We start from the raw sequence: 22,405 nt of genomic DNA, 5'->3' as shown, positions 1-22,405 counted from the left end.
CAGGTTTGTCCTGTTTATCAGGTTTGTCCTGTTTATCAGGTTTGTCCTGTTTATCAGGTTTGTCCTGTTTATCTTGTTTGTCCTGTTTATCTTGCTTGCCTTGTTTATCTTGCTTGTCTTGTTTATCTTGTTTGTCTTGGTTGTCGTGCGTATCTTCAGTGTCCTGTTTGTCTAGTTTATACGTGTCTGAATTTAATTCAGAACCCTCTTCACGTTTATACCATTTATTTTGAAACTGTATTCTATAAATCTTCATTCTATTCTTTTTTCGATGCTTTGGCATTGGAATCCCCTTTCAAAATACTTTATTTTATTCTATTCTATGTAATTTAATAGAGTGTGACTGGACAATAGCTAGACGAGTGTCTTGAATAGGTATTTGTTTTTGATTTGAGTCGAAATATTATTTTTTTCGCTATTATATTTTCACGTTTTAAAAAAATTTAGTGTTTTTTTGTTTTAAATACAACTAGACAACTAAACACTAATCTATTTTCATACAGTTATGTGTTAAAAGCGTGTTGTTTTATAACACACTGTGTATTTTTTGAGTGACACACTAATTGAAAGCGTTAACACACAAAGAAAACAATCGAAAAAGTGCTGATTTTAGTGGTTTTAAAAAGTTGGCACGCTAATTGCATTAATAAATAGCGTAAAGAAAAATAAATAAACATAAATTTTTTATACTACACAAGGGGGATTTTCAAATGAATATTTTATTATGTTGCTCAGCAGGGATGTCTACAAGTTTACTAGTTACAAAAATGGAAGCGGCTGCGAAAGCTCGCGGTCTAGAAGGAAAGATTTGGGCTGTATCTGGGGATGCAGTAAAAAACAATATCGATCAAGCAGATGTACTATTATTAGGACCACAAGTTCGTTACATGCTTTCTTCAATGAAAACGCTTGCTGATGAGAAAAATGTTGGGATCGATGTTATTAACCCAATGCACTACGGCATGATGAATGGAGAAGCAGTTTTAGATCACGCACTAACACTTAAAAAATAATTAGGGGGGAAGCGAAATGCAAAAATTTATTGCATTTATGGAGAAATATTTAGTTCCAGTCGCAGGAAGAATCGGGTCGCAGCGCCATTTAGTTGCAATCCGCGATGGTTTTATCGCAGTTATGCCTCTTATTTTAGTGGGATCGTTTGCAGTACTTATAAATAATCTACCGGTTGATGCATTCCAAAAACTTATGAAGGGTGCATTTGGGGATGTTTGGAAAGATATCGGCGGTGGTATGTGGACAGGGTCCTTTGCAATATTAGCTCTCATAGCCGCAGTTGGGATAAGTTATAATTTAGCGAAATCTTACGGTGTAGACGCGTTGTCAGCAGCAATTATTACATTCGGTGCATTAATTATTATATCTCCGACAACGCCAAAAGAAGGCGGTATTGATTTAGCTTGGACAGGATCACAAGGTTTATTCGTTTCTATAATTGTAGCTCTTCTTGTAACGGAGGTATTTCGATTCTTTGTTCAAAGGGATATTACAATTAAGATGCCAGACGGTGTTCCACCAGCAGTAATGAAATCTTTTGCAGCATTAGTTCCAGCATTTGTTATTTTAATCGCAACAGCAAGTATTCAATTAGCAGTGAAATTAGCAGGAACAAGTATTCATAAATTCGTATTTGAAACAATTCAATTACCATTACAAGGTTTAGCAGGTACGTTACCAAGTGCAATTATTATCGCATTACTTATTCACGTATTATGGTTCTTCGGATTACATGGTCCTAATATTATCGGGGGTATTATCGACCCAATCTATTTACCAGCACTAGAAAAGAACATTAAATTATTTAACGATGGTATGTCTGCATATGATGTACCACACATTTTCACAAAGCCATTCTTTGATGTATATGTATACATCGGTGGATCAGGTGCGACATTAGCATTCCTAGTAGCAGTAATGCTTGTTGCAAAAAGTGCACAGCTTCGCGGTGTAGGTCGCGTATCTATTGGTCCTGGTTTCTTCAATATTAACGAACCAGTTATTTTCGGTACACCAATTGTATTAAATCCAGCGTTAATTATTCCATTCGTACTTACACCAGTTGTATTAGTAATTACTTCTTATACAGCGATTTCTTTAGGATGGGTGCCAAAAACAGTTGCTTTAGTTCCATGGACAATGCCACCAATCTTTAGTGGTTATCTTGTAGCGGGCGGAAGCATTGCTGGTGCTGTACTACAGCTAGTAAACTTTGCAATCGCAGTAGTAATTTACTATCCATTCGTATTAATGTGTGATCGTACGTATGTACAAGCTGCAAAAGCTGAAACAAAAGGAAATGACAATTCAGTATCACTTTAAAAAGTATTGTTCTGACGAGTTTTTATAGCTCGTCAGAACAACTAACTTTTATATCATGTTCAAAAAGATGAAACCCATCTACAAGAACACCAAACTATCATTAATAAAATAATAATTTAATAGAAATGTTCAAACTGAAGGGGTATTTAAATCGGTTGAACCATAATAGAGAGGGCGGTAATAATGATGACTACAGCAGAACAAATTCCATTCCAATTGATTTTAAATAGTGGTAATGCACGAAGCTTTGCAATGGAGGCACTTCAATTTGCCAAACAGGGGAAAATGGCAGAAGCTGATGAAGCGATGGTAAAGGCGAAAGAAGCGATTAATGAAGCGCATCATTTCCAAACAGAGCTCATACAATCAGAAGCAAGAGGAGAAAAAACAGAGATTAGTGTTCTTTTAATTCATGCGCAAGATCATTTAATGAATTCTATTACAGTAAAAGAATTAGCGGCAGAATTTATTGACCTTTATAAAAAGCTAGAAGCGAAAGGGGAATAAAGCATGACTGGAATTAAAATTGCTACAATCGGCGGTGGATCTAGTTATACACCAGAGTTAATTGAAGGATTTATTAAACGTTATGATGAGCTTCCTGTTCGTGAAATTTGGTTAGTAGATATTGAGGCAGGAAAAGAAAAGTTAGAAATCGTTGGTAACTTAGCGAAACGTATGGTGAAAAAATCAGGTTTGCCAATTGATATTCATTTAACACTTGATCGCCGTGAGGCATTAAAGGGTGCTGACTTCGTAACAACACAGCTTCGCGTTGGTTTATTAGAAGCTCGTGCAAAAGATGAAGCAATTCCATTAAAATATGATGTAATCGGTCAGGAAACGAATGGTCCTGGTGGTTTATTTAAAGCGCTGAGAACGATTCCTGTTATTTTAGATATTTGTAAGGACATGGAGGAACTTTGTCCAAATGCATGGCTTATTAACTTCGCAAACCCAGCAGGTATGGTAACAGAAGCTGTACTTCGCTACACGAACATTCAAAGAGTAGTTGGTCTATGTAACGTTCCAATCGGAATTCGTATGGGTCTTGCAAGATTACTTGAAGTAGATGCAAGCCGTGTCCACGTTGATTTCGCTGGCTTAAATCATATGGTATACGGATTAGATGTATACTTAGATGGAGTAAGCGTAATGGATCGAGTACTAGAACTTGTAACAGATCCAGAAAAGCAAATCACAATGGAAAATATCGCTGCGCTTAACTGGGAGCCAGACTTTATTCGCGGTCTTCGTGCAATTCCATGTCCATACCATCGTTACTACTACAAAACACGTGAAATGTTAGAAGAAGAGAAAGAAGCTTCGATTGAAAAAGGTACACGTGCAGAAGTAGTAAAACAATTAGAAGATGATTTATTCGAGTTATATAAAGACCCGAATTTAGATATTAAGCCACCACAATTAGAAAAACGTGGCGGAGCTTATTATAGTGACGCAGCATGTAGCTTAATTACGTCTATTTACAATAATAAAGGTGATATCCAGCCTGTTAATACACGAAACAACGGAACAATTGCAAGCTTGCCACATGATTCAGCAGTTGAAGTGAACTGTATTATTACGAAAGAAGGTCCAAAACCAATTGCGGTTGGAGATCTTCCAGTACCGGTTCGCGGTTTAGTACAGCAAATTAAATCATTTGAGCGCACAACAATTGAAGCTGCTGTTACAGGGGATTATCATAAGGCGCTGCTTGCTATGACAATTAATCCACTTGTACCATCAGATAAAGTTGCAAAACAAATTTTAGATGAAATGTTGGAAGCACATAAAGAACATCTTCCACAATTCTTTAAGAAGATAGAGAAATAAAAAGCGGCGCTATTTAGCCCGCTTTTTTTATTCTAGTAGGAGGTATTACGATGATTAAGCTAATTGTAAATGCAGATGATTTCGGTCTTACAGAAGGTACAAATTACGGAATTATTGATGGACATAAAAACGGGCTTGTAAATTCAACGACGATGATGATGAATATGCCAGGGACAGAGCATGCTGTAAGCTTAGCGAAAGAGTATAAAACGTTAGGGGTAGGAGTGCATCTCGTATTAACAGCAGGAGAACCGCTACTTACAGATGTACCATCACTTGTGGGTAGCGACGGGGCATTTCATAAACAAAGCATCGTATGGGGAGGAAATATAAATCCAGAAGAGGTAGAAAGAGAATGGACGGCTCAAATTGAGAAGTTTTTATCTTACGGATTAACACCGACTCATTTAGATAGTCATCATCATGTACATGGGTTAAAGGTTTTACATGATGTGCTTGAGAGATTAGGAAGTAAGTATAATGTTCCGATTCGTCGTTGTGAGGAAGATAGAGCTGTGCGCCCATTTTCAGATGTGTTTTACAGTGATTTTTATGCTGACGGTGTGACGGAAAATTATTTTGTGAAGTTAAAGGAAAGAGTGCAGGACGAGCAAACGGTAGAAATTATGGTGCATCCAGCTTATATTGACCCAGAGCTTGTGAAACGTTCTTCTTACGTAATGGATCGTGTGAAAGAATTGCGTATTTTAACAGAGAGCGAATTGCCTGAAGGAATAGAGCTTGTGAAGTTTTAATAGAAAAACGACGGCTACATAATGCCGTCGTTTTTTTAGGTTTACAAAATGGATAGAACATATCCACCAAAGGCTCCGAGTATAACGATAACCCAAGGTGGTGTTTTCCAAAAAGCGAGTAAGCAAAATAGAAGAGAAGCAAAAACGAAATCTACAGAATTCATAATTGTACTCGTCCAAATTGGATCATAAAAAGCTGCTAGTAAAATACCGACAACGGCTGCATTCACCCCAAGTAGTGCGCCTTGTATGTAGGATACTTTCCTTACACTGTCCCAAAATGGTAAGACGCCAATAACGAGCAGGAAGGCAGGAAGAAAGATCGCGATTGTTGCAACAACTGCTCCGGCGGTTCCATTTAACATTGCTCCTATATAAGAAGCGAATGTAAATAGTGGGCCTGGTACTGCTTGTGTTAATCCGTATCCAGCTAGGAACTGTTCTTTTGTCATCATTCCGTTTTGTACGAACTCACCTTCAAGAAGGGGAAGTACGACGTGGCCGCCTCCAAATACAAGTGCACCAGAGCGATAGAAACTATCAAATAAAGCGATGTAATAAGAGAACGGTCTTAATATTGGTAGCAGTAGTAACAGCCCGAAGAATAAGACGAGACAAGAAATGGCTATCCTTTTTGAAATGGGTACTTTTATATTTTGAGATTGGCTAATTGGTTGATTACGATATGAAAACCAGCCGATAAAGCCAGATATTATAATGAGAATGACCTGTGTCCAGCTACTTGGCCATAATAAGGCAATTGCGGCAGTTACAATCGCGATTGTTGCACGGTTTCGGTCCGGTGTTAACTTTTGAGCCATTCCCCATATAGCATGAGCGACAATGGCGACTGCTACAAGTTTTAGTCCATGAATCCAGCCAGTACCTCCAAGATCGAACTGATTAAGGAATGAGGCGAAGAAAACCAAAACAAGCACAGAAGGTAGAGTGAATCCAATCCATGAAATAATAGCTCCTAATAATCCACCTCTTAATAATCCACCCCCCATACCGACTTGACTGCTAGCAGGACCCGGAAGGAATTGACATAGTGCTACTAAATCTCCATAGCTTCGTTCATCCATCCATTTTCTCTTTTGCACGTATTCATGATGGAAATACCCAAGATGGGCGACAGGGCCTCCAAACGAAGTGAGTCCTAATTTAAATGAGACGAGAAAAATCTCTAATAATGTGTGAAAAGTGTATTTGTTATTTTCCAAAACAACCTCCTATAATGCTTTTCTATGTGCATTATACAAGAGGTAGTAAAGCAAAAGGAACGATTCTAATGTAAAGATTGTGTGAATCTTTTCTTCGTAATTAAAACTTGAAAAAGTCATAAATGATTATGTATAAACCATAAAGTAGTAGAAGTAGTGCTGGGAAATTTATATAAGGAGAATGCCCGTATGACAACACATTTCTTTGCTAGGTTAATAGGGAAGAGGGAAATACCTCCTGTAAATACAGAAGCTTATGGTGTAACAGAGTTTATTTTTAGTGAGGATTTAAAGAAGTTGCAATATCGGGTCATATTGAAAAATATCGAAAAAGTTACATCATGCCAAATTCATTTAGGGAAATCGGATCAAATTGGTCCTGTTGTTTTAAATTTGTTTGGTCCGCTAAAGCAAGGTATTAGTGTAAATGAAGGAGTCGTGACCGGTGTAGTCAATGTGGAGGATTTTGAAGGGCCTTTACAGGGGAGAGCGTTTGATAGCTTACTTCAAGAAATGATTCAGGCGAATGTATATGTAAATGTTTATACGAAGTCCAATAAGAAGGGCGAAATCAGGGGGAGAATAAGGAAAGTAAAGAAGTAAACGAAAAGGCTGTCCCAAAAAATTGGAACAGCCTTTTTTATTATACTGGTTGCCGTTTTTGTGAAGTATTGTCGGTAAGTCGATATATTTAAAAAGTCGCCGATATAAGTTCACTTACTACGCACTAGGTACTACTCGAAAATATCGCCTAGATCAATTTTTTACAGGTTGATTTTTGATGAAGAAGTCCATTACATAAAATACTTCGTCATCTGGTATTTGTATTTCAAATGTATTTTCAATAGGTTGCAATGCTTTTTTTACTTTCATATACATCCAGTACTCATCTTGTCTTCGTTTCTCTTTATCAGGATGAGGGAGGAGACTTTCGCCTTTTTGAAGACGGTCAACCATGCAGCTCATATGCAAAATCACACCCATTAAACTGTCAGGAGTTAGCTGTAAAGAAATTAATTCTTGAATTGTATTTAACGCATAACGAATTGTTTTAATAAGTAATGCCCCGTCGTTACGCTGCATTTGTTGTTCAAGAATATCAGCCATTTTTACATATGTTTCTTCATACGTAATTAATTCTTGAATTGGCTGAATCGCTGTGTAGTTCACAATATCTTGGAAGTGGTATGTTAAGCATGGTACTTGCACATCGAAATTCGTGACGATACAAATGATATTACGCTCTTTTTTTATGTTCTCGATCATTTTTGTTAAATCTTTTTCGTGAACGATGCTAATCGGAATAACTTCAATTAAGTCTTTATCAAAGCGTAAATAGTTCTCTAACATTTTTTGAATTGCTAAAGCACTTCCTTCGCCAGTTAAGCAAGCTGTTAAAATAATAGATTTCATTGGTGACAGCGGCTTTTTCTTTTCTTCTTGTACATTTAAGTAGAACGGCGTTAAGTTCTTCACTGTTTCATATAGTGCATCTAATGAGTAGCCAAGCTGAGCTTTTCGAGCTGCCTCTAGTGCGTGTGGTGTGCTCGTCATGGAAAGAACACGTACAGGAATTTTGAATTCAGTTTCTAATATATCACCAATATAAGCGAGAGATCCCATATCAACAAGTAAGAGAAGCCCGTTTACATTTTGAAGTGTTTTCATATACACCTTAACACGCTCTAAGAAATCTTTCGGTGATTCATGCAAGGGCATATCGATACCAGTTACTTCATCAATACCGAGAAGTTCGTTTGCGACGTTTGCCATTTCTGTTGCGATGCCATTACCGTGTGCTAATATTAATACTTTTACTTCTGTTTGTGAGGCAGGAATTGGATCAACAACGAAGAACATTGTTAAGAAGCCTGCTTCATCAATAGGCATTGTTATTTGTAATTCTTCTTCTAACAGTTGAATACATTGCATAGCTACGGAAAAAGCTTCTTTATATTTCGTACGAATTAGATTTAATTGTGGGTGGTGAATTTGTTTCCCGCCCTGTAAGCGTTGTAGAGTTGTCTGTACATGTAAACTTAAAGCAAGAAACACTTTTTCATCAAAAGTTTTAGATAAATGTTTTTCAGCGAGCTCCGCAATTTTTTCACATACGGAAACGATATTACGATCCACAATTTTAAAAACATTTTCATGACTTGTTTTTTTAGACATTTGGTTAAAATATTGAACGAAAAAGCTTTGAATATCATTTTCTATTAGTAATTCTAATTCTTCCTCTTCAATGCCGCGTGCTTGAAGTTCTTCATATTTATAATCAATATAATCGTAAATAGAAGAACGTTTTTCATCTTCTGTTTTATGCTTGCTCCAGCCTTCATCACCTGTAAATACAAATGTTTCATTTGGTATTTGGTATAGGTGACGGCTCTTTCTTTCGATAAACAGTCCTTCTTTCATATACCAAGGTAAATCTGTACTTGAAACACCGACAGAATCACGTTTTTTTGTTACGAAATCAGAATAAGCTTTCGCGCAGGCAATTTGTACATCTGTTTTCAATTGACCAATGTTATTTGGGCAATTGTAAAAGACGAAGGATCGCATTGCGTTTGGACTAACATGAATCTCTTTTCGTAGTCGAATCGCTTCATTTGTGAAAAATAGTTGCAACAAAGCAAAGCGTTCTTTATGCGTTCGCTCACGAAGAGGTGGAAGCGTAACGGTCATTGGAATACGTCTTGTAAATGTTTTTAATAAAAATGAGTTTGGTTCTTCTGTTGTTGCAGTAATAATTAATACTTGTGCCTTACGTTCATTTTCTGTTTCTCCAAGGCGGCGATATACTCCGCGATCAATAAATGTGAAGAGCATTTCTTGTCCTTCTGGAGGAAGACGATGTACTTCATCTAAGAAAAGGATTCCTTCATGGGCTTTTTCAATTAAACCTTTTTGATCACTGGCACCTGTGTAAGCTCCTTTTTTTATCCCAAATAACTGTCCAAGTAGTAGTTGTGGATTGTTTGCATAATCAGCACAGTTAAAGACGATAAAAGGTGCATCTTTTGGAAGTTGTTCCACTTCAATTGCATATTCGTGCATTAAAGAAGCGAACATCGATTTTCCGACACCTGTTTCTCCAAGTAGTAAAGTATGCATACCGTTTGGAGGGTAGAGAATAGAAGCTTTTGCTTTTTCAATTGCAATTTTTAGGCTTGTATTTTCAATTGCAAATGTATCTAATGAAGTACCCTTTGTTGAATGCGTTTCCAATGAAGTGTTCGTTTCTATATAAAAACGGACAGGACGTGTACTCGTTTTTAATAAACGATCATCTTTCACGAGCTTGTTTAAGTCGCTACTAACATTTGCACGGTCTAACTGTAGAAGTGTAGCGAGTTCTGATGCTGTTACACCTTCTGTATAATTCCCTTTTTGTATTGCGTTAAAAATGAGATCTATTCGTTTCATTTCTATTCACCTCGAAACTTCATCACTATTTAAAATTTTACACAAAAATGGGAAGTGTGGGAAGAGAAAAATAAAACAGCTTTAGTATATAGGCACTAAAGCTGTTACAATCTTGTGTCTTTCCAAAAATTCACTTCGAGATGGGAAGATGGATTGTAGGGAAGTAGTTTGTATCCTTGTGATTGCAAATAATCAATTACTTTTGGGAGTATTTGCACTGTGACACTAGAATCATGCATTAAAATAACCTCTACTTGTTCATCGCTTTGATTTCGCACTCTTTCTAGTATTGCGGAAGGATTATCATAGCTTTTCCAGTCATATGTATCAATTGTCCAATCCCACATTTTATACTGGGAAGATACGAGTGCATCGCGGTAATTCTTTTTTAAATAAGGCATGCTACCATATGGGACACGAACGAGATGTGTATTTAGATGTGTAACTTGCTGGACAATATTTTGAGTTTGTTCCATTTCTTCAATTAAAATTGATGGATCGCCAGTATAAAGACGTTTTACATCATGTGACATGCTATGGAGGCCAATATAATGTCCATCTTTAATCAATCGCTCCATCGTTTTTTTATAATGTGGCACTTTTCCGCCGATAACGAAGAAAGTTGCTTTCCCGTTCTTCTCTTTTAAAATATTTAAAATTTGTGGTGTGTATTTATTCGGCCCGTCATCAAATGTTAAGTACGCAATTTTTTTTGTAGGAGAGGTAGTTTGAGTGCTTTGTTGATCTTCTGCTTGAATGTCTGCAGTTGCTTCTGTATTAGATGATGCGTACATAGTAATAGTTAAAAATAAAATTATACATTGAAGTAATCGCTTGATCATAACATTCACCCTCAGTTTGACAATCAAGATGTAAAAATGAAAATTTGATACTTTTTTCGTTATACGTATATCTTTCTCCAATAGAGGCACTCTCAAACAATCTATATTTTGGAAATGGGGAATGAGGATTAAAAAATAAAAATAGCATCCTCTTATGAAAAAGAGGATGCTATTTGAATATTTCATAAAAGTAAAGGCTATACTACAATTAGTCTTCGCGTTTTTTCACTTTTTTATAGAAGGAAATAATTGGTTTGTAACGTTCGTGTACAAGACCGATTACTTCAGCAATAATTTCTGTAAAGAAGATTAAAACGAAAAGAAGAATAATGGATAACCATAATGTCGCACTACTGAAAATGATTGCATTTACGCTAAAGAAAATACCAAGTGCGTAAATAATTAGTACCGTTTTACGATGAGAGAATCCCATTGCAAGCAAACGGTGATGTAAATGCGACTTATCTGGTGCTGAAATAGGCTTTTTATTTACGATACGGCGGATAATTGCAAACGTCGTATCAAATATAGGTACACCTAAAATAATAATTGGAACGATAAAGCTGAATAACGTTACGCTTTTGTATAATCCAAGTAACGATATAACAGAAATACAGTATCCTAAAAATAGTGCGCCTGTATCTCCCATGAAGATTTTTGCAGGATGGAAGTTGTAGAATAAAAATCCAATTGTACTTGCTAATGTAATCAGTGCTAGAGGTAATATAATAGCTGCTCCAGTACCCCATGGGCTAGTGAAGGCCATATATGCTAGCGTTGCAAGTACGATAGATGAAATCCCTGCGGATAATCCATCTAATCCATCAATTAAGTTGATGGCATTTGTAATACCGACAATCCAAAATACTGTAATTGGATAAGCAAGCCACCCGAGTTCAGTATCTCCAAGAATTGGAATATATAATACTTGCACTAATAATCCACTTTTTACAATCATGATGGCAACTAATAGTTGTCCACCGAATTTTACCTTCGCAGATAGTTCGTACATATCATCTAAAATCCCGATGATAACAATAATGATAGCACCTAAAGTTATCGATAGCATTCTTTGTTCGTACAATCCACCGACAACAAATCCTACAGCTACACCGATAAAAATTGCTAACCCGCCAAGACGAGGCATAATTTTTTGGTGTACTTTACGTGCGTTTGGTTTATCTGTTGCTCCTATTTTGAAAGCTAATTTAATAACTAAAGGAGTAACGACGAGTACAGTGATGAAAGATGCCAAAATGGCATAAATCACTTGTGAGTCCATTAATACCCCACCTTTTATAGTTTAACGTAATTTTTCTAATTGTATTTATCTGAAAATTATGATGTTTATTTACAGGCTCATAACATATGGTATCACAAAAAGATTAGAATTCAATCTTTTTTTCGTTTAGCTGTAAATGGCAGTGCATAGAATATATGACAATTGTATATAGAATGTTGAATCGTTTGAGAAGGTTGTTGATATTGCGACTTGAAATATGACAGTGTATCTGCCTCGTCTATAACAAGTATTTTATTATAAGTGTTGCACGTAAAAATGAGTAAGTTCCGTGTTAAAATGTGGGAATTTACATTTTATATATATTGCATCATTTAACTTTACAAAATCTTAAAAATGAATAAAAAGACAATTCATATAATAAATAAGAAAAAAAGTTTTCTTATTTTGGGTGCGAGAGGGGGAAGCACAGGGGTGATTCTATGTATTCGTATATTTTCTTATGTATATTCCTGTGCGAAAGGAAAATGAAAATTACGATAATAGGTACCGGATATGTTGGATTGATTACAGGAGTAGGATTGGCGAAATTGGGACATTTAGTCACATGTTTTGATATAAATAGTGAAAAAATTGAACGGATCAAACAAGGCGAGTTACCTATTTATGAATGTGGATTAAATGAATTAATAACTGAAGAGTATGAGAACAATCATTTAACTTTTACAGCAAGCAGACTAACTGCATTTAATGATGTAGAGTTTATATTTATTGCAGTTGGAACGCCATCTTTATTAGATGGAACAGCAGATTTAACGTATATTCGTAGTGCTTGTGATGATATTGGAGCATATGTGAATAACGATATTATTGTTGTTACGAAAAGTACGGTTCCAGTAGGTACAAATGATGTGATGAGGGAATGGATTGAGGAGAAACTACAAGGTAGACACGAATTACATATCGTATCGAATCCAGAATTTTTAAGGGAAGGTTCTGGTATTTATGATTTTTTTCATGGTGATCGCATTGTAATTGGAGCATGTAGTGAGGAAGCAGCGAGGAAAGTAGAGAATTTGTACAGTAAATTAAGCTTACAAACGTATATTACAGATATTCGAAGTGCTGAGATGATTAAATATGCATCTAATGCTTTTTTGGCTACGAAGATTAGTTTTATCAATGAGATTTCCAATATATGTGAGCAAGTGGGTGCAGATATAGTAGATGTATCTACAGGGATGGGGATGGATAAGAGAATTGGTGCATCTTTTTTAAATGCAGGCATTGGATATGGAGGGTCTTGTTTTCCGAAAGATACGAAAGCACTTGTGCAAATTGCAGGGAATGTTTCTCATGATTTTCGCTTGTTGAAAGCAGTCATTGAAGTGAATAATAAACAACAGTTGCTGTTAATAGAAAAAGCGAAGAAGATGATAAATATGAAGAAGAAGCGGATTGCAGTTCTTGGTGCAGCGTTCAAACCGAATACTGACGATATTAGGGAAGCACCCTCTCTTATTATAATACGAGAATTAATTAATATAGGTGCAGATGTGGTTGTATATGACCCGCAGGCTATTCAAAATGTAAAAAGTATGTTTGGAAATGCTATACGATACGCTGAGTGTATAGACGAATCGATTAGAGCGGCAAATGCAGTTTTTATCGTAACAGAATGGGAATCAATTCGAAATTATCCGCTAGAGAAGTATGTACAGCTTATGAGGGAACCTATTCTATTTGATGGGAGAAATTGTTATACTAATGAGGATGCCGAGAAGCAGGGGTTAGATTATTACTCAGTTGGGCGAAAAGGCGTCTGTAATAGTAATGTTTCTCAGGTACGTTAAAAAGTGTATTTTCACATGCATATTTTTATATGCGATAATAGAAGTTGTAACTAGTGAAAGAAAAGAGGCAATGAAATGACTGAACGTTTAAAAGTAATGACAATTTTCGGGACACGACCAGAAGCAATTAAAATGGCACCTCTTGTATTAGAGTTGCAAAAGCACCCAGAAAAAATTGAATCGATTGTGACTGTAACAGCACAACACCGTCAAATGTTAGATCAAGTATTAAATATCTTTGGAATTACGCCAGATTTCGATTTGAATATTATGAAAGATCGTCAAACGTTAATTGATATTACAACACGTGGTTTAGAAGGTTTAGATAAAGTAATGAAAGAAGCGAAGCCTAATATCGTACTTGTGCATGGTGATACAACGACGACATTTATTGCAAGCTTAGCTGCTTTCTATAATCAAATTCCAGTAGGACATGTTGAAGCAGGACTTCGTACATGGGATAAGTATTCTCCATATCCAGAAGAGATGAATCGCCAACTAACAGGTGTAATGGCGGATCTTCATTTCTCACCTACAACAAAATCAGCAACGAACTTACAAAAAGAAAATAAAGATGAGTCACGTATTTTCGTAACAGGAAATACAGCGATCGATGCACTGAAGACGACTGTAAAAGAAACTTATAGCCATCCGGTGTTAGAGAAACTTGGAAATGATCGTCTTGTACTTATGACAGCGCATCGCCGTGAAAACTTAGGAGAACCAATGCGCAATATGTTCCGTGCAATTAAGCGTCTTGTTGATAAGCACGAAGATGTACAAGTTGTATACCCTGTTCATATGAATCCTGTTGTTCGCGAAATAGCAAATGATATTTTAGGCGAGCATAGCCGCATTCATTTAATTGAGCCGCTAGATGTAATCGATTTCCATAACGTTGCAGCTCGTTCATACTTAATGTTAACTGATTCTGGTGGTGTACAAGAGGAAGCGCCGTCACTAGGTGTGCCAGTTCTTGTTCTTCGTGATACGACAGAACGTCCAGAAGGCATTGAAGCAGGTACGTTAAAATTAGCAGGAACAGATGAAGAGACAATCTTTGGTCTTGCTGATGAGTTGTTATCAGATAAAGAAGCTCATGATAAGATGACGAAAGCATCTAATCCTTACGGCGACGGTCGTGCATCAGAGCGTATTGTAGAAGCGATTTTACAACACTTCAACAAATAAAGTGAAACTTTACTAAATGGAAGGTTGCATCCTTCATTTAGTATTAGCCCACAACAATCGCGGGAAATAAAAAGAGCCAAATCGTATACGATTTGGCTTTTTTTATTCATGATTCCTCATAATCCACTCTGCATGAGCATTTGTAGAAGGAGGAGGTGGTGGTGTTTTGTTCTCACTCGGTTCCTTCTTTTGTTTTGCGATGGAGTTAGAATCAGAATTTGTACTCTCATTTTTTGTAGTTTCTGTTGGGGCTTGTTCTTTTTCCCCTATTTCTTTTAATATCTCGTTACGAGTTGTCTCTACACTGATTGGGTCTGGAAGGAAATAATAAATACCACCAATTTTTTTATCTTCTCCTTCAAGCTTTAATGTTTGGATCGTTTGTGGGTCGAATCCAGAGATTTTATTGTAAAGAGCAAGTCCGTCAGAAATAGGAATATCGGTTTTTATATATTTCCCAACTACCGCGGTTAAATCTTTAATTTTAAATACGGTTGAAGCAGAATTTAGCTGTTGGGCAACAGCCGCCAGTACTTGCCTTTGTCTCGCTGCTCGGCCATAGTCACCGTTAGGATCTTGCTTTCGCATGCGGACGTAAGCGAGTGCCTCTTCACCGTTTAAGTCTTGTTTACCTTGTTTAAAGTGAATTAATTTGTAATAATCTATATCGGAGCGCTCCTCGAAATCAAAAGGAACATCAACTGTAATACCTCCAACAGCATCAACGATACCTTTAAAGCCTTGGAAATCAATTTTAATATAATGATCAACAGGGACTTTTAAAAATCCTTCGACGGTGTCAATTGCCATTTTTTCTCCACCATAAGCATGGGCAGCGTTAATTTTGTCTTCTTTATTTTTACCAACAATCTTAACACGAGAATCGCGAGGGATACTCATAAGTGAAACCTTTTTTGAGTTTGGATTAACTGTCGCGAACATAAGTGAATCTGTTCGGCCGTTTTGACCATCTGTTGCGTAATCCTCAATACCCATAATTAGTATTGTGAAAGGTTTTTTTGTGATTTCCACATCTTCTGCTCGTAATTTAGATTTTTCACGGTTAAATCCACTGTACATCCCCATGAGAGAAGTGTAGGAATTTAATACATAAAGTCCTACGCTACCAAATAAAAATGCGAAAATAAGAAAGAAGAAAAGTTTTCTTCTACGTTTCTTTTTTATTCTGCTATTTTGGAGATGATAATAACGTTCTTCCATATATAATCTCCTTAGTTCATTTGTAGGGAATTAATTCACTACATTAATCTTTAGAGGCGATAAGTTAGCTATTCTTAGATAACGTCTTGTTCTAAGTACAACATATCTCCTTCTTTAATTGTACACTTCCCATTTGTTAATTCAATCATCCAATCTATGAATGGTTGTTTTTTGTCCTCTTCTACATAAGTATCGAATGTGACATTTTCTAGATAGTGTATATCTTTAATGGTATATTCTGAATTACGTAATTCATTTTCTAGCTTGCCAAGCAACGTATAATCAATTTCTGTTTGCATAACGCGCATTAGTTTTCGTTCAACAACACCGACATGGTTAAGACCTTCACTTGTACATTTTCCATATGCACGAATTAATCCACCAGCACCAAGTTTAATGCCGCCAAAATAGCGTGTAACGACGACGACAGTATCTTTTAGACCTCGTTTTTTTAATACTTCTAACATAGGTACACCAGCTGTGCCGCTCGGTTCACCGTCATCATTCGCTTTTTGAATTTGATCTTGTTCACCGATTAAATATGCAGAACAATTATGTGTTGCATTCCAATTTTGTTTTTTTATTTTTTGTATAAATGCTTGAGCTTCCTCTTCTGTTGTGGCGCGATTTACATAGCAAATGAATCTTGATTTTTGAATGACAATTTCGTGCTCGCCGCAGCCTTTGATTGTTAAATATTGTAATAACAATGGTATACGCCCCTATTCTTCAAAATGACTAGTACTTTACATTTTAAAAGCGGTTGTTTTTATATTCAAACATTTTTTGCAAATATGTTGAAATTTTTGATGAGGATTTGATCTTGTTGTTGTAATTTGTCGAGAGGGTGATTATAATTTCTAATTGGCATTTTTATGTATGGATGCACCTTTTCTCGTTTTCGTGTAAAATTAGGGAATAAAATTTTTTTATAAGGCAGGTACGAAAATGAAAACAGCTATTGTTACTGATAGTACAGCATATATACCGAAGCATATTCGTGATGAACTCAATATATATATGATTCCATTAAACGTTGTGTTTGGAACGGAATCTTATCAAGAAGAGGCTGAAATTTCAGCAAATGATTTTTATGTAAAAGTACGTGAACAAGAAGAACTTCCGAAAACTTCGCAACCAGCAATTGGAAAGTTTTTAGAGTTATATGAAGAGTTATCTAAAGAATATGATGCAGTTATTAGCATTCACCTTTCCAGTGGAATTAGTGGTACATACCAAACGGCAACGACAGCTGGACAGATGGTAGATGGTATCGATGTATATACGTACGACTCTGAAATTAGTTGTGAAGTACAAGGATTTTACGTGCGTGAAGGTGCGAAATTAGCAGGTGAAGGGAAAGCTCCAGAAGAGGTTATCGCTCGCTTTGATGAAATGAAAAAAACGATGGATGCTTATTTTGTAGTAGATGATTTACATCATTTACAGCGCGGTGGAAGATTAAATAGCGCGCAAGCTTTCATCGGCAGTTTGTTACAAGTAAAACCAGTATTATACTTTAGAGATAAAATAATTATTCCATTCGAAAAAATTCGTACGCGTAAAAAAGCATTAAAACGTATCGTTGAAATCTTTGATGAGCAGGCAAGTAAAGGTGTGCCTATGGAGGCTGTTATTATTCATGCGAATCGTGAAGAGGAAGCTAATGAATGGAAACAAGAATTAGAAGAGATATACCCTCACGTTACAATTCGTACGAGTTATTTCGGAGCTGTAATTGGGACGCATTTAGGTGAAGGTGCGCTTGGTTTAGGCTGGTATACGAAGTGATAAAGATGTAAAAGCTCTCTTACTTGAAGAGGGTTTTTTACGGGTATTTTACGAAGAATTGACAAGTTAATATTTGGAAATGGTAAAATGTACGTAAAATTAAATAATGAGGAAAGTTTTATTACTTACTTTTTACAAGAAACTATTTTATAATAGAAGAGAGGTGAAACATATGGAGCATAATTCTTGTTTATGTCCAAAGTTTGAGTCAGCTTTTACATTGCTTAGTAAGAAATGGACTGGCTTAATTATTAAATCTTTGTTGGAAGAGCCGAAACGTTTTAGAGAAATCGCAGATATTATACCGAATATGAGCGATCGTATGTTGTCAGAACGTTTAAAGGAATTAGAAGGTGAAGGTATTGTAGTTCGTAATGTTTACCCAGAAGTACCAGTTAGAATCGAGTATGGTTTAACTGATAAAGGGAAAGCGTTGGAACGTGTTATGGATGAAGTCCAAAATTGGGCTGAGAAATGGATGAAGTAATGTTTCTATCTCATTCATACTTGGAGTATTTTCAAAACGTAAGGGATTCCCTTACGTTTTTTTCAATTCTATAAAAAATATCGGAAGTCACCTAAATTTCTACATATATATACAAATTTAGATATATTTTGCTATAGAGATAAATGTAATATTACATTTATTTTACAAAACCGTAACATTAGCAAAAAAACTCCCGAATTATGGTATAAATTTTAATAGGTTATATACGGAAAATGAAAAAAGAAAGCGGTGTAAAAAATAAAATGAAAAAGCTAAAAATGGCATCTTGCGCATTAGTTGCAGGGTTAATGTTTTCAGGGCTAACACCAAATGTATTTGCAGAGGATAAAATTTCTGACGTGAACTCACAAATTAACACACAAAATGACACTTTACATAAACAACAACAAGAACGTGATGAATTACAAAAACAAATGAACGACTTAAACAAAACAATTCAAGGTTTAGATAAGTCTGTTCAAGAGAACGCTGCAAAACTTGATGAAACAACGAAAAAAGTTTCTGATACTGAGCAATTAATTGAAAAGAAAAATAAAGATATTGCAGAATTACAAACAAAGATTGCAAAACGTGAAGAGTTATTAAGAAAACGTTTAGTTGCACTACAAGAACAACCGAACACGAACGTTGTAACAGAAGTTCTTGTAAACTCTAAAAACATTGCAGATTTAGTGGATCGTTTCAATTCTATGTCTAAAATTCTTGAGTCTGACGAAGATATCATGAAAACTCAACAAGAAGATCAAACGAACGTGAAAAAAGATGTTGAGACAGTAAAAGAAAAACAAAGAGAATTAAAAGAAGCACAAGCTCAAATTGAAACTGCTAAGAAAGAACTTGACGCTGAAAAAGAGAAAAAAGCAACAGTGGTAAACGATTTAAGCGGTAAAATGGATACAGTTGTAACTACGATGACAAGCACGGAAAGTCAATTGAAAGATCTTGAGAAACAAGCACTGCAATTACAACGTATTGCGGAAGAAGAAGCGCAAGCAAAAGCGGCACAAGAAGCTGCTGCTCAAAAACAAGCAGAACAAGCGGCTAAAGAAGCACAAGCTCAACCAGCTGCAGCCCCAGCACAGCAAGCTGCACCAGCGAATAATGGTGGACAAGCTCAAAAAGAAGAACCTAAAAAAGAAGAGCCTAAAAAAGAAGAGCCTAAAAAAGAAGAGCCTAAAAAAGAGACACCTAAACAAGAAAACAAAAAACCAGAGCCAGCACCAGGTCCAACTCCGGTTCCTGGCGTAATTGGTAAAGCACAACAATACTTAGGTATGCCTTATGTTTGGGCAAGTGCATCTCCATCAAACGGTGGTTTTGACTGTAGTGGATTCATTTCTTACATTTATGGTGTAGGTCGTCAAGATGTTAATGGATATTGGAATTCAGTTTCTAAAGTAAGTAGCCCACAGCCTGGAGATTTAGTGTTCTTCCAAAACACTTATAAAAATGGTCCGTCTCACATCGGTATTTATGTTGGAAATGGACAAATGATTCATGCGAGTGATAAAGGGATTGCGTACGGTGATATTAACAGTTCGTACAACCAAAAACATTTCTTAGGATACGGTAGATTCTAGGATTTATAATTGAATAAAATACGTGTATAAAGTCGATAGCTTACTATTTTATAAGTAGGTTATCGGCTTTTTTGAGTTTTTACGAGATAAAGAGAAGGATTTATAGTAGTGCTGGAGGTGGTTATTGATGATGTTAGCTGGTAGACAGTTATTGTTAAAAGAACTTTCTTCAGATTTGCAGGATAAATTGGATCATTTGAAAAGGAACCGAGAAGTCGTTTGTGTGCAAGGTGTAATTAAGAAATTTTCAAAATATACGTGCCAGCGTTGCGGCAATATAGAGCAACGACTATTTGCATCATTTGTATGTAAACGGTGCAGTAAAGTATGTACGTATTGTTGTAAGTGTATAACGATGGGAAGGGTCAGTGAATGTGCTGTACTGGTGCGCGGGGCTGGAAAAACAGAAATGTTGTTTCGTGGAATTGCAGAGGCACTACAAAGGGGAGAGAGAGTTTGCATTGCAACGCCGAGAACGGACGTTGTACTTGAGTTAGCACCAAGATTATAAGAAGTGTTTCCGAATATAAATGTAGCTGCTTTATACGGAGGGAGTTTAGACGGAGAAAAAGATGCGGCGTTAATCGTTGCGACTACACATCAATTGTTACGTTACTATAGAGCGTTCCATGTCATGATTGTAGATGAGATAGATGCTTTTCCATATCATGCGGATAAGATGTTGCATTATGCAGTAAACGAAGCGATGAAAGAGGAGGCAGCACGTATTTATTTAACTGCAACTCCAGATGAAACGTGGAAGCGCAAATTGCGGAATGGTAAGCAAAAAGGGATTGTTATTCCAGGTCGTTATCATCGTCATCCATTGCCAGTCCCGATATTTCGGTGGTGCGGAAATTGGAAAAAGGGTCTTATGTGTAAAAAAATTCCTCGTGCTTTATTACAATGGTTAAATAGGTACTTATCTAAACGACATCCTATTTTTCTATTTGTGCCTCATGTGCGATATGTAGAAGAAATTAGCCAGTTATTAAAATCATTAAACAATCAAATTGACGGTGTGCATGCAGAAGATCCGGCGAGAAAAGAGAAGGTAGCAGCTTTTAGGAAGGGAGAAATCCCTTTATTGGTTACAACGACGACTTTGGAACGGGGGGTAACTGTGAAGAATTTACAAGTAGCAGTTTTAGGAGCAGAGGAAGAAATATTTTTAGAAAGTGCTCTCGTTCAAATCGCAGGGCGCGCTGGCAGAAGCTCTGATGAACCTCATGGAGATGTCATCTATTTTCATTATGGAAAGACAGAGGCGATGGTGCGTGCGAAAAAACATATTCAAAGTATGAATAAGAAGGCTAAAGAACAAGGACTGATAGATTGATGCATTGTCTACTTTGTGATGAATATATTTCGTGCGCGATTAGTTGGTACACTTTTTTTGTTAAGCCCCATAAAAAGTATATATGTGATAGATGTGAGCAGAAACTTTCCTATATTATAGGAGATATTTGCAAGGAGTGTGGCCGGCCTTTAGAACTTGTACCAGTGGAATATAAGAACGGTGATATTTGCACGGATTGTATAAGGTGGATGAGCGAGGGGAGATTTCCGTCTCTCATAATGTATGGTGAAGGGATGAAAGAAATATTAGCACAGTTTAAATTTCGAGGAGATACTGAATTAGTGCATATTTTCCATCCGCCTTTTCGAAGTCTTTTTCAAAAATATTTTGCGGATATTTCAGCTGTCATTCCAGTTCCACTTAGTGAAGAGCGAGAATACGAACGTGGTTTTAATCAAGCTGAGTTACTCGCTTCTTGTTTGCCTGTCAAAATGCTTTGTACATCATTAAAAAGAATAGAAACAGAAAAACAAAGTAAGAAGAAGCGTAAAGAAAGGGTGTCGGGGATTAATCCTTTTTATTTTCAAGGGGAAGAGATGTTTCATGAGCAACATGTTTTAATCGTGGATGATGTGTATGCGACAGGAATTACTGTTAGGCAAATTGGAAGCCTTTTGTATGGTAGAGGAGCGAGAGAAGCTTCCAGTTTGACGCTTTGTAGAAGCTAATATGCGCTGTCGAAATGGGGAATAAAAAGACGACAAGTCTTCTTTGACTTAATATGTTGTCATTCGTTATAGTCAAAATATGGGGCGAATGCCCTGATTTTAAGAGTGAAGGGAATGGAATGAACATGCAAGGACGAGTAAAATGGTTCAATGCAGAAAAGGGATTTGGATTTATTGAGCGTGAAGATGGTGACGATGTTTTTGTCCATTTTTCTGCTATTCAACAAGATGGGTATAAGTCGTTAGAAGAAGGTCAACAAGTGGAGTTTGATATTGTAGATGGAGCGCGTGGACCGCAAGCGGCTAATGTTGTGAAACTGTAAAGGTTAAGTTTTTGGAAAAGATAGAGCTGTATTTTTAGCAGTATTATATAGATGGGATGGTAAAAGCTCTTGTTCGTAATAAGGGCTTTTTTGTTGTGGTAAAGTTGTCGAAAAGTTGTTTCTTTTCTGTAACTAATTGTCCACAGTTACATTCGTTATTCACGATGTTAATAGGATAAAATAAAGATAGAAACGATGCATCTTTTCATTTCAACAAAAAACGATAAAAAAATCGCAATTCCACT

Annotated in this window: 19 protein-coding genes and 2 pseudogenes; 14 read left to right on the top strand and 7 right to left on the bottom strand. The window is 36.3% G+C overall.

The window, feature by feature from the left end; genetic code table 11:
- Nucleotides 1-283 (bottom strand): annotated as a pseudogene (locus tag MRBLBA3_RS04565) (spermidine synthase); the annotation flags it as partial.
- Nucleotides 284-710: 427 nt separating this feature from the next.
- Here MRBLBA3_RS04565 and MRBLBA3_RS04560 point away from each other — a divergent pair.
- The 5 genes from MRBLBA3_RS04560 to chbG all read left to right on the top strand — a co-directional run bounded on the left by MRBLBA3_RS04560 (nt 711) and on the right by chbG (nt 4,928).
- The gene (locus MRBLBA3_RS04560; protein WP_001023563.1) at nt 711-1,013 is read left to right on the top strand and encodes a PTS sugar transporter subunit IIB; all 303 of its coding nucleotides are present in this window, start codon (nt 711-713) and stop codon (nt 1,011-1,013) included.
- A 16-nt stretch (nt 1,014-1,029) separates the two neighbouring features.
- Nucleotides 1,030-2,337 (top strand): PTS cellobiose transporter subunit IIC, encoded by a 1,308-nt coding sequence (gene celB, locus MRBLBA3_RS04555; RefSeq protein WP_044738099.1) that lies wholly within the window; start codon nt 1,030-1,032, stop codon nt 2,335-2,337.
- 183 nt (nt 2,338-2,520) lie between these two features.
- Nucleotides 2,521-2,844 (top strand): PTS lactose/cellobiose transporter subunit IIA, encoded by a 324-nt coding sequence (locus MRBLBA3_RS04550; protein ID WP_000989054.1) that lies wholly within the window; start codon nt 2,521-2,523, stop codon nt 2,842-2,844.
- A gap of 3 nt (nt 2,845-2,847) precedes the next feature.
- On the top strand, nt 2,848-4,173 hold the full coding sequence (gene celF / locus MRBLBA3_RS04545) for a 6-phospho-beta-glucosidase (RefSeq protein WP_044738098.1): 1,326 nt from the start codon (nt 2,848-2,850) through the stop codon (nt 4,171-4,173).
- A gap of 50 nt (nt 4,174-4,223) precedes the next feature.
- Nucleotides 4,224-4,928, top strand: a complete 705-nt coding sequence (gene chbG, locus MRBLBA3_RS04540) for a chitin disaccharide deacetylase (RefSeq protein ID WP_363379884.1) — start codon at nt 4,224-4,226, stop codon at nt 4,926-4,928.
- 41 nt (nt 4,929-4,969) lie between these two features.
- Here chbG and MRBLBA3_RS04535 read toward each other — a convergent pair whose 3' ends face one another.
- A complete protein-coding gene (locus tag MRBLBA3_RS04535; protein WP_363379882.1) occupies nt 4,970-6,151 on the bottom strand; it encodes a chromate transporter in 1,182 nt (393 codons plus the stop codon).
- Between the two features lie 189 nt (nt 6,152-6,340).
- On the opposite strand from MRBLBA3_RS04535, the gene exsM reads away from it, so the two are divergent.
- Entirely contained in the window at nt 6,341-6,754 is a 414-nt protein-coding gene (gene exsM / locus MRBLBA3_RS04530; protein WP_363379880.1) for an exosporium regulatory protein ExsM, read from the top strand.
- Nucleotides 6,755-6,907: 153 nt separating this feature from the next.
- Here the strand turns inward: exsM and MRBLBA3_RS04525 are convergent, their stop codons facing one another.
- The 3 genes from MRBLBA3_RS04525 to MRBLBA3_RS04515 all read right to left on the bottom strand — a co-directional run bounded on the left by MRBLBA3_RS04525 (nt 6,908) and on the right by MRBLBA3_RS04515 (nt 11,707).
- Nucleotides 6,908-9,583 (bottom strand): sigma 54-interacting transcriptional regulator, encoded by a 2,676-nt coding sequence (locus MRBLBA3_RS04525; protein WP_363379878.1) that lies wholly within the window; start codon nt 9,581-9,583, stop codon nt 6,908-6,910.
- Between the two features lie 104 nt (nt 9,584-9,687).
- Entirely contained in the window at nt 9,688-10,425 is a 738-nt protein-coding gene (locus MRBLBA3_RS04520; protein WP_098401626.1) for a polysaccharide deacetylase family protein, read from the bottom strand.
- Between the two features lie 208 nt (nt 10,426-10,633).
- On the bottom strand, nt 10,634-11,707 hold the full coding sequence (locus MRBLBA3_RS04515) for a glycosyltransferase family 4 protein (protein ID WP_000378308.1): 1,074 nt from the start codon (nt 11,705-11,707) through the stop codon (nt 10,634-10,636).
- Nucleotides 11,708-12,147: 440 nt separating this feature from the next.
- Here MRBLBA3_RS04515 and MRBLBA3_RS04510 point away from each other — a divergent pair, with 440 nt between their 5' ends.
- On the top strand, nt 12,148-13,518 hold the full coding sequence (locus tag MRBLBA3_RS04510; RefSeq protein ID WP_000287618.1) for a UDP-glucose dehydrogenase family protein: 1,371 nt from the start codon (nt 12,148-12,150) through the stop codon (nt 13,516-13,518).
- A 75-nt stretch (nt 13,519-13,593) separates the two neighbouring features.
- Entirely contained in the window at nt 13,594-14,709 is a 1,116-nt protein-coding gene (wecB, locus tag MRBLBA3_RS04505) for a non-hydrolyzing UDP-N-acetylglucosamine 2-epimerase (RefSeq protein WP_098401628.1), read from the top strand.
- A gap of 102 nt (nt 14,710-14,811) precedes the next feature.
- On the opposite strand, the gene MRBLBA3_RS04500 is transcribed toward wecB, so the two are convergent.
- Nucleotides 14,812-15,930 (bottom strand): LCP family protein, encoded by a 1,119-nt coding sequence (locus MRBLBA3_RS04500; protein WP_000392810.1) that lies wholly within the window; start codon nt 15,928-15,930, stop codon nt 14,812-14,814.
- Between the two features lie 74 nt (nt 15,931-16,004).
- Nucleotides 16,005-16,640 carry a YigZ family protein gene (locus tag MRBLBA3_RS04495; protein ID WP_363379875.1) on the bottom strand — a complete coding sequence of 212 codons (636 nt, stop codon included), beginning with the start codon at nt 16,638-16,640 and terminating at the stop codon, nt 16,005-16,007.
- A gap of 238 nt (nt 16,641-16,878) precedes the next feature.
- Between MRBLBA3_RS04495 and MRBLBA3_RS04490 the strand changes: the two genes are divergently transcribed.
- The 6 genes and pseudogenes from MRBLBA3_RS04490 (at nt 16,879) to cspC (ending at nt 22,160) form a co-directional block, all read left to right on the top strand.
- Complete coding sequence (locus MRBLBA3_RS04490) at nt 16,879-17,721, top strand: DegV family protein (protein ID WP_000844771.1); 843 nt, start codon at nt 16,879-16,881, stop codon at nt 17,719-17,721.
- A gap of 172 nt (nt 17,722-17,893) precedes the next feature.
- Nucleotides 17,894-18,208 carry a winged helix-turn-helix transcriptional regulator gene (locus MRBLBA3_RS04485; RefSeq protein ID WP_000400851.1) on the top strand — a complete coding sequence of 105 codons (315 nt, stop codon included), beginning with the start codon at nt 17,894-17,896 and terminating at the stop codon, nt 18,206-18,208.
- 233 nt (nt 18,209-18,441) lie between these two features.
- Nucleotides 18,442-19,809, top strand: a complete 1,368-nt coding sequence (locus tag MRBLBA3_RS04480; RefSeq protein ID WP_141532887.1) for an NlpC/P60 family protein — start codon at nt 18,442-18,444, stop codon at nt 19,807-19,809.
- A gap of 130 nt (nt 19,810-19,939) precedes the next feature.
- Nucleotides 19,940-21,148 (top strand): annotated as a pseudogene (locus MRBLBA3_RS04475) (DEAD/DEAH box helicase).
- Entirely contained in the window at nt 21,148-21,837 is a 690-nt protein-coding gene (locus tag MRBLBA3_RS04470) for a ComF family protein (protein WP_363379872.1), read from the top strand. Before MRBLBA3_RS04475 ends, MRBLBA3_RS04470 begins: the two are co-directional and overlap by 1 nt.
- Before the next feature lie 125 nt (nt 21,838-21,962).
- A complete protein-coding gene (gene cspC, locus MRBLBA3_RS04465) occupies nt 21,963-22,160 on the top strand; it encodes a cold shock protein CspC (protein ID WP_001990088.1) in 198 nt (65 codons plus the stop codon).
- The last annotated feature ends 245 nt before the right edge of the window (nt 22,161-22,405 follow it).

The sequence above is a fragment of the Bacillus sp. LBA3-1-1.1 genome (assembly GCF_040676495.1).
GTDB lineage: Bacteria > Bacillota > Bacilli > Bacillales > Bacillaceae_G > Bacillus_A > Bacillus_A nitratireducens.
Note: the sequence above shows the minus strand (reverse complement) of the source record. Positions and strands in the feature narration are given on the sequence as shown.

Coding starts and splice junctions, on each gene's coding strand:
- MRBLBA3_RS04560 (WP_001023563.1), top strand. CDS start 711: ATGAATATTTTATTATGTTGCTCAGCAGGGATGTCTACAAGTTTACTA.
- celB (WP_044738099.1), top strand. CDS start 1,030: ATGCAAAAATTTATTGCATTTATGGAGAAATATTTAGTTCCAGTCGCA.
- MRBLBA3_RS04550 (WP_000989054.1), top strand. CDS start 2,521: ATGATGACTACAGCAGAACAAATTCCATTCCAATTGATTTTAAATAGT.
- celF (WP_044738098.1), top strand. CDS start 2,848: ATGACTGGAATTAAAATTGCTACAATCGGCGGTGGATCTAGTTATACA.
- chbG (WP_363379884.1), top strand. CDS start 4,224: ATGATTAAGCTAATTGTAAATGCAGATGATTTCGGTCTTACAGAAGGT.
- exsM (WP_363379880.1), top strand. CDS start 6,341: ATGACAACACATTTCTTTGCTAGGTTAATAGGGAAGAGGGAAATACCT.
- MRBLBA3_RS04525 (WP_363379878.1), bottom strand. CDS start 9,583: ATGAAACGAATAGATCTCATTTTTAACGCAATACAAAAAGGGAATTAT.
- MRBLBA3_RS04520 (WP_098401626.1), bottom strand. CDS start 10,425: ATGATCAAGCGATTACTTCAATGTATAATTTTATTTTTAACTATTACT.
- MRBLBA3_RS04515 (WP_000378308.1), bottom strand. CDS start 11,707: ATGGACTCACAAGTGATTTATGCCATTTTGGCATCTTTCATCACTGTA.
- MRBLBA3_RS04510 (WP_000287618.1), top strand. CDS start 12,148: ATGTATTCGTATATTTTCTTATGTATATTCCTGTGCGAAAGGAAAATG.
- wecB (WP_098401628.1), top strand. CDS start 13,594: ATGACTGAACGTTTAAAAGTAATGACAATTTTCGGGACACGACCAGAA.
- MRBLBA3_RS04500 (WP_000392810.1), bottom strand. CDS start 15,930: ATGGAAGAACGTTATTATCATCTCCAAAATAGCAGAATAAAAAAGAAA.
- MRBLBA3_RS04490 (WP_000844771.1), top strand. CDS start 16,879: ATGAAAACAGCTATTGTTACTGATAGTACAGCATATATACCGAAGCAT.
- MRBLBA3_RS04485 (WP_000400851.1), top strand. CDS start 17,894: ATGGAGCATAATTCTTGTTTATGTCCAAAGTTTGAGTCAGCTTTTACA.
- MRBLBA3_RS04480 (WP_141532887.1), top strand. CDS start 18,442: ATGAAAAAAGAAAGCGGTGTAAAAAATAAAATGAAAAAGCTAAAAATG.
- MRBLBA3_RS04470 (WP_363379872.1), top strand. CDS start 21,148: ATGCATTGTCTACTTTGTGATGAATATATTTCGTGCGCGATTAGTTGG.
- cspC (WP_001990088.1), top strand. CDS start 21,963: ATGCAAGGACGAGTAAAATGGTTCAATGCAGAAAAGGGATTTGGATTT.